General features: G+C 70.0%; 7 protein-coding genes. 1 reads left to right on the forward strand and 6 read right to left on the reverse strand.

The features are described 5' to 3' along the window. Positions 1 to 131: 131 nt before the first annotated feature. The 4 genes from ABZ824_RS06490 to ABZ824_RS06505 form a co-directional block, all read right to left on the reverse strand. Positions 132 to 4,322 (reverse strand): TIGR02680 family protein, encoded by a 4,191-nt coding sequence (locus ABZ824_RS06490; protein WP_356962021.1) that lies wholly within the window; start codon positions 4,320 to 4,322, stop codon positions 132 to 134. A 3-nt stretch (positions 4,323 to 4,325) separates the two neighbouring features. Further along, positions 4,326 to 5,750, reverse strand: coding sequence for a TIGR02678 family protein (locus ABZ824_RS06495; protein ID WP_356962022.1), 1,425 nt, complete (start codon positions 5,748 to 5,750; stop codon positions 4,326 to 4,328). Continuing rightward, positions 5,750 to 7,447 (reverse strand): TIGR02677 family protein, encoded by a 1,698-nt coding sequence (locus ABZ824_RS06500; protein WP_356962024.1) that lies wholly within the window; start codon positions 7,445 to 7,447, stop codon positions 5,750 to 5,752. The genes ABZ824_RS06495 and ABZ824_RS06500 overlap by 1 nt, the downstream gene beginning before the upstream one ends. 107 nt (positions 7,448 to 7,554) lie before the next feature. Then, a complete protein-coding gene (locus ABZ824_RS06505; RefSeq protein WP_355077686.1) occupies positions 7,555 to 8,694 on the reverse strand; it encodes an XRE family transcriptional regulator in 1,140 nt (379 codons plus the stop codon). A gap of 331 nt (positions 8,695 to 9,025) precedes the next feature. On the opposite strand from ABZ824_RS06505, the gene ABZ824_RS06510 reads away from it, so the two are divergent. Beyond that, positions 9,026 to 9,331, forward strand: a complete 306-nt coding sequence (locus ABZ824_RS06510) for a hypothetical protein (RefSeq protein ID WP_350901430.1) — start codon at positions 9,026 to 9,028, stop codon at positions 9,329 to 9,331. On the opposite strand, the gene ABZ824_RS06515 is transcribed toward ABZ824_RS06510, so the two are convergent. Together ABZ824_RS06515 and ABZ824_RS06520 are read right to left on the reverse strand one after the other, a co-directional pair. Next, on the reverse strand, positions 9,233 to 11,824 hold the full coding sequence (locus ABZ824_RS06515; RefSeq protein WP_356962026.1) for an AMP-binding protein: 2,592 nt from the start codon (positions 11,822 to 11,824) through the stop codon (positions 9,233 to 9,235). The two genes, ABZ824_RS06510 and ABZ824_RS06515, sit on opposite strands and share 99 nt — an antisense overlap. 114 nt (positions 11,825 to 11,938) lie before the next feature. Continuing rightward, complete coding sequence (locus ABZ824_RS06520; RefSeq protein ID WP_063018039.1) at positions 11,939 to 12,823, reverse strand: PAC2 family protein; 885 nt, start codon at positions 12,821 to 12,823, stop codon at positions 11,939 to 11,941. Positions 12,824 to 12,979: the final 156 nt, after the last annotated feature.

The following is a 12,979-nucleotide window of genomic DNA, read 5'->3' on the forward strand; positions in this document are numbered from 1 at the left end:
CGCGCCGGGTCGGGAACGGCGGTGAGCAGACTGCCGTCGATGAGCAGATCCCGACCGTAGTCGTTCCTTGCCCGACGCGGCCCGCTGCGACCTCCCGGACCGAGCCGTCGATCAACCCGGCCCGGAGGCGATCAGCTCACCGGCGTGAGTTCCAGCCCGCCCTCGATCGTGGTGGGAAGCCTGCGCCGATCGGGGGAGCCGAGCGCGGCGGTGAGATCCGTTCCGTCGTGTTCGGCGAGCAGGTCGCCGCTGTCCCACACCAGCAGTGTCGCGCTGACGGTGTTCTCGGCCGCCGAGTGCGCCAAGTCGTAGTGCGCGCACGCCGGGACGTGCGGATAGGTGATCCACAGGTCGTAGCCGGTCATGAACAGATCGAGGTCGAATTGCACACTCAGTCCGAGCAATTCGCTGCGGCCGTTGTCGTCGACGCCCGCGAACGCCTCGTCCAGGGCCAGTAGGCGCGGGGCCTGCGGGTCGGCGGAATCGAGCATGACGTGCGCCGCGGCGAACAGCGGCAGGTGCAGCGACACCGACTGCTCGCCGCCGGACAGCGCGCTGTGCCTGGCCACGGTGAGCTTGTCCTCGCTGCCGTCGGCGGAGATCAAAGTGAACGAGAACACCCGCCAGGTGCGATAATCCAGGGTCGCGGCCAGGATCTCGGGGTAGGAGCGTTCCGGGTGCGCCGCCCGCGCCGCCCTGATCTCGGAGGCGAAGTGCGCCCGGATCGCCGCGAGATCCTCCGCCGTCAGCGCCGACGCGTCCCGGTCGAGCAGCTTGCACATCGCCCGCGCCGCGTCGGACAGGCTGTCGGCCAGCACCCAGTGCACGCCGATGGTGTTGCCCGAGGACATCCGCCGCTGCTTCATCTCCGCGCCCATCCTGGCGATGAGATCGCGCGCGTCGCTGGTGCGTTCGTGGATCTGCTGAGCCAGGCCGGTCAACAGGGCATCCTCCAGGATGCGGCGCTCGGCGTCGGTCAGCAGCAGTTCCTGATCCCGCCGGGCGGCGTCGACGCGGGCGGCGAAGTCGGCCAGCGCGGAAACCCCGTGTTCGTCGTGCACCTGGACGACGGTGAGGCCGTCGGCGGCGTCCCATTGCAACCGGTAATCGCGGCCCGAGCCGGCCAACGCCGCGTCGAACTCCTGCAACGCCCCGGTCACCGCCGTGCGGGTGGACTTGCGCGTCGCCTCGCTCGCGCGCACCGCTGCCGTGGCCGCCGAGAGGCTGTCGAACAGCGCGGCGACTTCGTCCGGCAGCACCCGCGGTGATGCCTCCGGCCCCGCCGTCGCGATCCGGTACAGCAGTTGCTCGGGCGTCGACCACGCGGCGTCGCTGCTGGGCCAGCGTCCGTCGGCGGGAGCGCCGAGCAGCGTGAGCAGATCCGGCTGGGCGTACGGCGCGAGGGCTTTCACCTCCGCCAGCACCTCGGTCAGCGCGGTGGCCAGCGACTCGTGCGCGGTACGGTAGGCGGCTTCGGCGTCGCCGACCGCCTCGATGGCCTGGTTGGCGGCCTTGCGCGCGGCCTTCTGCTCGACCTTGGTCGCCTCGATCCGCTGCCGGGCCTGCTCCAATTCGCGGTCGATGTCGGCCGCGCCGGCGCCGAGGGCAGCGCGCAGGGTCTCGAGTTTGCGCAATTGCTCCTGGTATCCAGTGCGCGCGGCCTCGGCCTCTTCCGCGAACGCCTCGGCCAGGTCGGTGGCTTCGGTCAAGCGGTCGTCGGCTTCGCGTTCGCGCTCTCGTTCCCGCTCGTGGTCGCCGCGCAACCGCAACAATCCCGTGCCGGTGTTCTCGAAGTGCCGGATGGCGGCGGCGAGGGCGTCGATCTCGCGCGCCGTGCGCGGTGCGCGGTGTGCGGTGGCGGCGGCGCGTAGATTCTTCTCCGCGGCGGACACGTCCGCGACCGCCTGGTCGAGTTCGCGCTCGGCGTGGGCGGCGGCCTCCGCACGCGACCGCAGCACGCCCGCGGCCTCGGACACCGCGCGCAGCGCCGTGGTCACCGCGGTCGGACGCGGAAGCGCCTTGGCGGCGGCGGAGATTCGCGAGAGTTCGGCGGTGGCGGCGGCCTCCCGCTGTCCGGCGGCGCTCCGGTCCGCCTCGGCGGCCGCCACGGCCGCGGTCAACTCGGCCGAGCGGAGCTCGCGGCGTCTGGCTCGCGCGGTGGCGCCGATGAATTCCGCGTCGGTCTTGCGGTGGCGGCCGATCTGCACGCCTTGCCGGAACGCGCCGTTCGCTCCGATCGTCACCGCGCCGCTCGGCTCGCCCGCGTCCTCGTGCAGGGCGATGGAAGCGAGCACATCGGCCACGACCTGCCGCGGCACCGTCAGCGTGTCCGAATCGTCTTCCACGATGAGCACGTCGGCGAGCGTGCGACCGGCCGGGCGGTCCGATGCGGGCAGCGGCAGCAGGAACTGATCGGATTCGTAGTCCGGCGGCAGCTCGCCTTCCGGGCACACCCAGGCGTCCAGCAGATTCGCGGCGTGCAGCGCGGCCTCGATGCCCGCGGCGGTCTCGGGCGGCACGTCGTCGGCGAAGCGGACCAGCCGCCACAGTGCGGCGCCGGACCGGTCACCGGTCCGGCCGGAGCGGCCCGCGAATACCGGTGGCGCGTCGTCGCGCCGGGCCGCGACCCGCTCGAGTTCGGCGGTCAGCTCCTCGACGTGTGCCGTGGCCGAGGCCACCTGGGCGCGTGCCTCTTGGCGGCGGGTGCGGATCTCCTCGAGCAGGGGTTCCGTGCGATCGGCCAGCACCTCGGCCACGGTGGGCGCATCCGAACCGGCCTCGGCCAGCGCCGAGTTCAGCGCTTCCAACAGGCCGGTGCGCACCGGGGTGTAGACCGCGCGGTGCTCGTCCCACCAGGTCCGCAACGCGGCCGCGGCCTCGGAACGGGTCAAGGCGACCGTCGCTTCGGCATGCGCGACCTCCGCCGCGGCGGCATCACGCAGTTCCCGCGCGCGCTCGGCCAGTCGCTCGGCCCTGGTGCGTTCGGCGGCGGCGGTGTCCACCGCGCCCACCGCCTTGCGCACCGCGCGCACATCGACGTCGCGCTCCTCGGCGTGCCCGCGCACCGCCGCGGTGAGCTGCTCGGCCCGCGTCGACTCCGGCAGCGGCGTCCATGCGATCCCCGCCTCCTCGGCGGCGGCACGCAGATCGTCCTCGCCGCGGGCGAGCGCGGCGGCGGCGGTGCGCACCGCGGTGCGTGCGCGCTCGGCCTCCTGGGTCCGCTGGTCCAGGGTCTGGCGGGACTTGAGCGCCTTGTCGGCGTGCACGCCCGCCGAGGTCTCCAGGCGACGCACCGCGTCGGCCAGGTCGTCGAGCTGCTGTTTGCCCTCGTAGGCGCTGGAACGCTGGAGATTCTCCCGGTCGGCGATGGCCTGCTCGTAGGCGCGGTCGGCGTCCTCGGCCCGAGCCTCGGCCGTGGCACGCTCGGTCTCCCTGCGCTCGCGCAGCGCGGTGGCGGCGAACAGCGCGGTGCTCGCGTGGGTCACCGCGTCGAGCCGCGCCCGCACCTGGTCGACATCCGTCTTCGCTTGAACCGCAAGGTATTTGCGATACACCTCGACGAAAGCCCTGGTCGCCGTGTCGGCGTGCACCAAACCCTCCAGGGTCCTGCCGACCTCCTCCATATCGCTGAACGAGCGAGCGGCGTCCAGGATCAGTTGCTCGTCGAGCGGGCGCAGGCCGTCGGTGAGCGCCTGCGACAAACCGCGCGGGTCGAGGTTCTTGGCCAGCTGCGGGCGGCGCAGCGTGAGGATCAGATTGATCAGCTGGTCGTAGCGCTGCGTCCCGAGGCCGAACATGCGCGCGTCGATCGCGTTGCGATAGTCCACCGGCCGGTCGACGATCGAGTCGGTGCCGATCTGCTCGGCCAGCTGCTTGCGGGTGAACGGCCGATCGTCGGGGCCGATCAGGGAGAAGTCGATCCCGACCCGGCCGTCGGCGACGAAATACCAGCGGGTCACCTTGTCCGAGGAACGGGTGGCGCGCATGCCGATGCCGACGGTGACCGCCTCGGGGTCTTCCCAGCGACCGCGCGCGAACTCCATCCAGACATAGGAGTAGGCCGAGTCCTGCTTACGGTAGAGGAGGTTCGACTTCATCGTGCGTTCCTCGCCCGCGAACGGGTTCAGCCTGCGCGGCTCGATCCGTCCGTCCAGAACGAAGGGGAACAGCACCTCCAGCGCTTTGGTCTTGCCCGACCCGTTCGGCCCGCGCAGGACCAATCTGCCGTCCGCGAAACAGAACTCCTGGTCGCGGTAGTCCCAGAGGTTGACGATCCCGGCGCGGGTGGGGGTGAACCGCACTCCGCCGTGAATGAGCGACATTCGTCAGTTCCCTTCCGTCCCGGTGCCGCCGGGCCCGTAGGTGTCGGCCGCGGTGACGAACAGCTCCGCGGCCCGCTTGGTGCGGACCGTGACGACCGCGCCACGGTAGCGGGCCAGTGCGGGCAGCACGAGCAGTCCGTCCTCGACCATCCGGATCAGCCGCAGCCGTTCCAGCAGCGCCACCACCTCGGTGGTGAGGCGAGGAACGTCGGCCTGCCATTGCGCGGCGAACGTCGTGCCGTAGCGATCGGCCAGCGCCTGCACCGTCTCATACAGCCAGGCCCGGGCGATCAGCGGATAGCCTGTCGCGACAGACCGGTCTGTCTGCTCCGCTGCATCCGTCGCCGAATCCGGTTCGGGGGCGGACGGATCCGGCGAACGCGGCTCCGCGAGCGGCACGAACAGCGTGGATTCGGGAATGGCTTCATCGAGCTGGTCGGCCAGTGCCGCATCCGTGTCCGGGCCGGCGTGGCGCCGCGGCAGCGGGTGATCGATGTCCAGCACGCGGTCGGCGATCTCACCGGCCAGCAGCAAGGCGACCTGCGCGAGCGTCCCGGTCCCCGGAAAGCGGACGTCCGACAGCCGCCCCGAGGTGTCGATCAGCGCCACGCCCTCCGCGCGGCGTTCGGCGCGCAGCCCGGTGAACAGTTCGACCTCCGCGACGATCCGCTCCTGGGCGAGAACAGGACGCTCTTCGGGTGCGAGATCCTCTGCGTACACCACCGGCTGCTCCACCAGCGCCCTGCGTACCCGGCGGGCGATTTCGGCGGTGGTCGTCGCGTGCGCGGAAACACCGCCGACCATGGGCTCTTCGGTGAGCAACCCGCGCACGCCGTGCAGATGTTGCAGGGCCCGCGGCGGCCGGAACAGCGCGAAGACGACCGGCCGGTCGATGTCGTAGAGCGCCTCACCGGCCTCCGGATCGCTGGCCCAGCCGCCCGCGTCACCGTCGGCCAGGCCCAGCGCGCCGCGCACGGTCAGCCAGCCCACCGCGTCGACGAACGCGTCGCGGTCGGCGGCCCGGTCGGTGGCGAGTTCCAGTCCCTCCACCCGGTTCGCGTAGGCGGCGACCTGATCGGCCAGCTCCGACAGCGTGATCTGGTCCCCGGCGCGCCCCAGCGCGGCCAGCGCGAGAGCCAGGTAGGCGTAGCGGCGGCGGTCGAAGACGCGCTCGGCGGCGGTACGCGCGGGCCTGCCCGAGTCCAGGCGGTCGACGACCGGGAAGACCCGCGCGGTGGTCTCGGTGACTTCCAGGCGGTACCCGAACAATTCGGCGAGGTCCTCGCGCAGCTCGGTGGCCCAGCGCCGGATCAGCGGCAGTGCGATCCGGTCCGGATAGGCGCGGGTCACCAGGTGGTTGGCCAGGACGACTCGGGCGGCGCGTTGGTAGTTGTCCAGCGCGAGCGCATCGATGGTGCGTGCGTGCATCAGCCGTGCTCCCCGCGCGGGCGGGACCGTGTTCCGGCGGTCTGCTCGATCTTCAGTGACCGGTTGTTCAACCGCAGCAGTCCCCGGGTGGTGCGCACGACGGTCGGACCGTCGTGCTCGGACACCGTCAGGGTGACGCCGCTGTCGGAGCCGGTGGTGCCGGCCACCCGGCCGCGCACCGGAACCCACGCGGTGGACGCGGCGTCCAGCAGCCGCAGCAGCACCTCGGTCTCCCGGTCGTCCAGCACTCGTTCGTGCACGTCGCCGGAAGCCAGCGACCTGGCGGCCTCCGCGCGGGCCCGCTGCGCGTCCAACTGTGCCTCGCGCAGACGCCGGATACCCGCGTCGTTGCGGTGGATACGGGCGGGCGCACCCGCGGAGGGCGGGCGTCCGGTCTCGGCGAGCGTGCGCGAGATCTCCAACGGCGGTGCGTCCCACCAAGATCGAATCGCCGGAATCACGTCGGCGTCCGGGTGCTCCATCGCCAGGTGCCGCGGCTTGCCCAGCCCGAACACCGCGTCGAACAGCGCGTGGGCGCTGTCCACGGTCGGCGCCGCGGTGAACCAGCCGGCCAGATGCCGCAGCGCCGACTCCCGGCTGACCCCGCCGCGCCGCGTCTCGGTGACCCGCCGCAGCAGCGACAGCACCGCGGCGATCGCGCTCATGGTGGCCTCACGCAACCGCTCGGCCTCCGTCGTCCCCGTCTGTTCACCGCCGGACGCGACGAACCAGGTCCGCAGTCCGTCCCACCTGGCCTGCCAATCCGACCGGCGTTCCTCGACACTCAGCAGCACCCGCTCGTCGCAGCGCGCCGCCCGGCCGATCAGGTCGTCGACGCCGGTCTCCTCGATCTCGGCGATCGCGGCCGCCAGCCGCGGGGTGAACCGGGCCAGGTCGAGGCTGAACTCCCGCATGTGCGCCAGCAGCGCGTCCTTGTGCGCGAGAAACGATTCCGGGGTGATCTCGGTGGTGCGAACCAGGTCGCCGAGCCCTAGGTAGAAGTGCGCGGCGCGGGCGGCCAGGTCGGATAACGCGATGTCGAGACGGCGCAGCGTGCGGTAGACGCGTTCGGCGTCACCCGCCCGGTTGGCCTCGGCCAGGGTGTGCAGATCGGCCAGCAGTTCCGGCAGCACCAGGCGCGACAACGAAGCTTCGTCGAGGCGGGCGCTGAGCACACCGGCGACTGCCTGGTAGGCCTGGAAACCAGCCTGGGAGAACTGGTAAACGTAGTGCCGATTACGATATTCGGCCAGCGTCGCGGCGCGGGTTCCGTCGTAACTGCGCTCCAGCATGCCCCACTGGTGCAACTGGTCGAGCAACGGGCCGATCTCGGCCGCGGTCAGCGGTGGTGCCGGGGGTCGGCCGGGTGTCTCCGGGGACCGGTCCGGCGCACCGGTTTCCGGCTGGCCCCCGGGTGGATCCGACGGACGCGTGCGCGCTTGCGCCGGATCCACGCCGGCATTCGTGACCGGTTGGTTCGCAGTGCCCGGATCGGGCGTGTGCGGCGTGTTCCCGTTGCGGTCGATCCACTCCGCGACGTCGTCCGCGTGCAGCAGCACCACGTATGCTGCCCGCGCGCCGTCGAACGCGCGCAGCACCCGGAGGTAATCGGCGCGCCGCTCGGCGGTGGCGAAAGAGAACAGCCGCAGCCGGTCGTCCCAGTGGGCGTCGGCCCAGCCGTCATCGGAGTCGGTCACCGGGAACAGGGTAGTAGCGGGCCGATCGCCACCCGCACGACGTTCCGGTGTTCGGCGTGGCCGCGTCCGGTTCGTCACCGTTCGCCGCTGCCGCGGCGCAGGTCGGCTCACTCGACGGACAGTGAACGCAACTGGTCCAGATAAGCGCGGGTGCGCGGATCGCCGGGGAACCGCTCGATGATCTCGCGCGCGACTTCCCCCGCGATCCACATCAGCGAGGGCAACGACCGCCTGCTGCCCGCGAACGCGCGCATGCCCTCGGCGACCGCGAGTTCCAGGTCACGGTCGCGCACCGCGACCACGGCCAAGGTCAGGTGCGCCTCGGAGACCCGCATCGGATTGCGCACGCTGCCGTCCGGGCGGGTGGCGTTGCGGATCACTTCCCGCGCGTAGGTTTCGGCGAGCCGATCCTCGCCCGCGACCCGGCAGCAGTCCATCGCGTAGAAGTCGAACTTGTTCGCATCGATGACGAAATGGTTGTCCAGATTGGCCGGATGATCGAGTCGCTCCAAGATAGCTCGGCCTTCGTCGAGCGCCGCCTCCACCTCGCGCGGGTTGCCCAGCCTGGCCCAGGCTTTGGCGCGCTGGGCGGCGAGCTGGACACCGACGCGCAGGTGCTGGCTTACTTCCAGCGTCGGCTGCACGGTCTCGATGACACCGCGGTAGTTACCCTGGGTCAGCGCGAACCACGCGGTCATTTCCGCTGCCCATGCCGCGATCTCGATGTTCTCCGCCTCCTGCGCCAGCGACTGGGCGGCGCGGCGGGTCGCCTCCGCGGCGGTGCGCCTGCCGAGGTCGTAGTCGACGCAGCCGACCAGCAACGCCACCCATCCGGCGAGAACGAGTATTTCGCGGTGCTGCGCCAGGGTCAGGCGACCGTCCAGCAACGAGGTGATCCTGCGCAGCCACGCGGTGCCGTCGGCGTGCAGGTCGTGCGGGTCGGCGTAGGAGTATTCGCAGCACAGGCGTTCTGCGGTGATGCGGACGGCCTCCAGTGTCACGGAGGACACATCGGACATACGGAGTCGTCCGATGAACTCGAGCGTGTCCATGCCGGTGGCCGAGAGCAATTCGTCGTCCCGGTTCGGTCTGGCCTTGGGAAAGAACGCCGCGGTCACCGTGTCGAAGGTGGCGGCGATGATCGGCGCGTAGAAGTCGTCGGGGCGTGATTCGCCCGATTCCCAACGGCGCCAGTTGCGTAGGAGAGTACTGTCGGTCGGCAGGTTGTGCGAAGACTTTCCACGCATCACGCGAACAGCGTCGGCTTGCGACCACCCCCTCGCGTCACGCTCGGAACGCATTCGGACTGCCCAGACGGGTCGATCGTCGGTAGCGGCCACGTCTGTAGTATCGCACCAGTTAACGTTTGGTGGCCTTAAGAGGGCAGGCAGATGTCCGTGTGTTGACAGCTACTTTCGCGCCGCCGCGTTGTGCATGCTGAACATGGCGCCAGAAGTTAGCCAGCCCCTCCTGTAAGAGCAATTGCAAGTACATCTGCTCTTGCACGAAGCGCAAATACCCCGTAAAACGGGTGGATCCACATAAGAGAACAGCGATCCCAATCCAACGGAGGTTCGGGTGGAAGCGTTGATCTATGGATACTTGCGTGACGATCTGGCCGATGGCCATAGCAAGGAGCTCGAGGCCGCGATGAGCAGCCTCGCCCGCGAGGAAGGGCTGTGCTTCGCCGCAACGTTCCATGAATCGACCGGCGGTGACGGTGCGGCTTTCGCCGAGCTCACGGCGGAACTCAAGCGCGCGGACGCGCACCATGTTGTGGTTCCCTCACTCGATCACTTTGCCGGCCAGACGATTCCGCGCGACATCTTGATCGCCAAGCTGGCTCAGGAGGCGGCGGCGCGGGTGTGGACCGTGGAGAGTTGATCGCCGCGACCGAACTGCCCGGTACCGCCCCGAACCCCAGCGTCGCAGCCCGGTCACCGCGCCGGTGACGAGTACACCCGCTGCCAGGGAAGCGAGCAGCCCCGCGAGCCGGTGCTGTTCGAACAGCGGGTATACCTGCCAATGCAGCAGATAGACGAACAACGAGCCGTCAGCCAGCACCGCGGCGCAGACGGCGACGACGGCGGGAACGCGGACCGCGGACAACCACACCAGTGCGAGCAAGCCCGCCATGATCAAACGTTCCCGTTCGGGAACGCCGAAATAACCAGGCACCGTGATCAGTACGACGGCACTCACCGTCATCCGCTGCCACATCGACGTCGCCTTCGCCGCCGCCCAGCCGAGCGCGAAGAGCCACACCGCCAGCGGAGAGAACGGGATGTCCTTCGCCGAATACAGACCGAACGCTTGGTATCGAAAGACGAGGCTCAGCCCGACCAGCGCCATCGCGAACCAGAACGGCTCGGCACGTTGCCACCGGTCCACCACGGGGATCCGGATCAACAGCGCGGCGGCCAGCATGAAATACACGAGCACCTCGAGAAACCACAGGTGCCCGGCGGTGGCGCTGTCGTGCGGGCCGAGAATCTTGTTCAGTAACAGGACATTCTGCCAGCCGTAGTAGTCGGTGCGAGTCATGGTCAGCGCGACCCAGAGCGCCGTCGGCACCGCGATGTATGCCACGGTGCGTAACGTGTGGCGCAGTCGCTCGGCGGCTGGGGCCGTGGACACCCCGAACCGCGCGAAGTTGAAGCCGGCCACGCCGAGCAGCATGTGCGCCGCGCCCCAGAGCACGTACACTCCGGCGTGCGAGCTGACGATGAGCACGATGCCGACCGCGCGCAGCAGCGTTCCGGTGTCGAGTGCCCGTCCGAAACGCCTGCGGCCTCGTGGTATCCGTTCCAGTTCCGCCACGGACGTGTTCGGCCAGTCGGTGGGCAGGCGGCCGATCGCCCGCTCCAGCCGTGCCGCGGTGGTCACGTAGGTGAGCGAGTTGCCGCCGAGGTCGACGAACGTGCTGTCCGGGTGGACCCGCGCGGGATCGATGCCCAGCGTCGTTGCGTAGAGGGAGCGGATGTCACGTGTCTGCGGCGCGGATCCGGCCAGCCGCCGGATAGCGGGGTAGTCGGGTTTGCCGTTCGGTAGCCGCGGGATCCGTTCGACCACGTGGACCCGCACGGCGGCGGCGGGCAGGCCGGACAGTCGCGCGGCGAGCTCGGTGAGATCGGACCGCGGGGTCTCCACGGCCACGACGAGGTGCGTGTCGTCGTCCGCGCACCGTGCCGTGAATCCGGCCTCCGCCAGCCCGGATTCGAGACGCTCCAGATCGATGCGCAGTCCGAAGATCTTGGCGAACCGGCTACGCCTGCCGACCACCTGGTACAAGCCCTCGGGTGTGCGTCGTGCCAGGTCGCCCGTGCGCAGGGCATCGACCGTACGGCCGAGGGCGAGGTCTGCGGCGGACTTCGCGTATCCCATCATCACATTGGACCCGCGATAGACCAGTTCACGCGGTTCGTCCCCATTGTCGTCGGCTTCCTCGACCGGCTCGAGGGTGAATTCGCCGCCCGGAATCGGGATCCCGATGCAGTCCGGGTGCGCGCTCGCCAGATGCGCGGGCAGATAGGCCATTCGCGCGGTGGCCTCGGTCTGGCCGTACATGACCACGAACTCCCAGCCGTGTTCCCGGCCGAGCGCGGCGTATTCGCGTACCCGCTCCGGCGCCAGTCTGCCGCCCGCCTGGGTGACATAACGCAGGTGCGGCAGGTCCATACGGGCGAAACCGATGCGGTCCAGCAGTTCGATGGTGTAGGGAACCGCGGCGAACGACGTTGCGCGGCAGTCCCGGAACGCGTGCCAGAACTGCGTGTCCAATACCGACTGGTCGGTGAGCATGAGGCTCGCCCCGCGCCACAGGTGGCTGTGCACCACCGACAGCCCGTAGCAGTAGAACATCGGCAGGGTGGTGGCCGCGCAATCGCCAGGACCGATGGCCAGGTACTCGGCGATGGCCGCCGCGTTGGAACGCAGGTTCGTCGCCGAGAGCCGGACCAGTTTGGGCGAGCCGGTGGAGCCCGAGGTGCTCAGCAGCAGCGCCAGCTCCGGATGCAGGCGATGCGCCGAGTGTTCCCGGACCACCTCGGCGCGCCCGTCTTCGACGAGCACGTCCGGGTCGTAGGCGTCCCGCAACTCCGCAGTGATCTGCTCGGTCAACAAGACCACGCATCCGGCGCTGAGCGCTCCGAGGTACGCGACGAGCGAGGAAAGATCGTTGCGCGCGGCGAGCGCGACGAGGCGACGGGCCGGGCCGAGTTCGGCCGCGAAGGACTCGACGAGCACAGCAAGCCGAGCGTAGGTCACCTGCCGACTGGGTGGCGACCCGCCGCCGTCCGCGCCCGCACGGTCGGGGCAATGGACGGCGATCCGCTCGTCGAAGGTGCGCAGACGCTCGACGATCGGATGGACGGTCACCGGCGAAAGTGTAGGAGGGGGTCGTTTCCCGACCTGAAGGTGGCCCCCCGGCGAACTTCCGGTGAACCCCGCGGACGCCGGCCGCCCGCACCGAACGCGCCGACGCGCAACCGATCAGAGACCGAAGCTGCCCGGACCCCGTCTGCGCAGGTACTTCTCGAATTCGGCCGCGATGGCGTCGCCGTCGATCTTGGCCATCGCCTCGTTCACGTCGACCGCGGCGTCGCCGCGTTCCTCCAGCGAGCGCACGTACTCGCTGATCTCCTCGTCGCCCACGGTCATCTCGTTCACCGCGGTCTCCCAGTCCTCGGCCTGCTTGGGCAACTCACCCAGCGGCACCTCGATGTCGAGCACGTCCTCGACCCGGTGCAGCAGCGCGATGGTCGCCTTCGGATTCGGCGGCTGGGAGACATAGTGTGGAACGGCGGCCCAGAACGACACCGCCGGGACCCCCGCCTTCACGCACTGGTCCTGCAGCACGCCGGTGATCCCGGTCGGTCCCTCGTAGCGGGTCTGCTCCAGGCTGAACCGCTCGGCCGCTTCCTTGCTGTATGCCGAGCCGGTCACCGGTACCGGACGAGTGTGCGGAGTGTCCGCGAGCAGTGCGCCGAGAATGACCACGGTCTGCACCCCGAGCTGCTCGATGAACTCCAGCAGGTCGCCGCAGAAGCTGCGCCAGCGCATATTCGGTTCGATACCGCGCAGCAGCACCACGTCGCGGTCGCTGCCGGGCGGCGAGCACACCGACAACATCGTCGACGGCCACTGGATTTCCCTGGTCACACCGTCCACCTGACGCACCGTCGGCCGGTTGACCTGATAGTCGTAGTAGTCCTCGGAGTCGAGCTCGGCCAACGGCTCGGCGTCCCAGATCAGTTCCAGATGCTCGACGGCGCCGCTGGCCGCGTCACCGGCGTCGTTCCACCCCTCGAAGGCGGCGACCAGTACCGGATCCCGCAACGTCGGCAGTTCCGGATCGGGAGTTTCACTGGCGTTCACTCGGTCAGCCTACGGTGTGCGGCGATATGGCGTGTCGTAGAACGGCCGGACGGGGTGGCGTGTTCCGGCGCGCGGACGCGGCGGCTCCGCGCCGCGCGTGTGGTCCAGGACACCGAGCCTCCACGCCGTGGCCTGGATCGTCAGCCCCGCCCACTA

Source organism: Nocardia sp. NPDC047038 (assembly GCF_040644075.1).
GTDB lineage: Bacteria > Actinomycetota > Actinomycetes > Mycobacteriales > Mycobacteriaceae > Nocardia > Nocardia sichangensis.

What these genes read in the sequence shown, in the direction of transcription:
- ABZ824_RS06490 (WP_356962021.1), bottom strand. Translation starts at nt 4,322, where the DNA reads ATGTCGCTCATTCACGGCGGAGTGCGGTTCACCCCCACCCGCGCCGGG.
- ABZ824_RS06495 (WP_356962022.1), bottom strand. Translation starts at nt 5,750, where the DNA reads ATGCACGCACGCACCATCGATGCGCTCGCGCTGGACAACTACCAACGC.
- ABZ824_RS06505 (WP_355077686.1), bottom strand. Translation starts at nt 8,694, where the DNA reads ATGCGTGGAAAGTCTTCGCACAACCTGCCGACCGACAGTACTCTCCTA.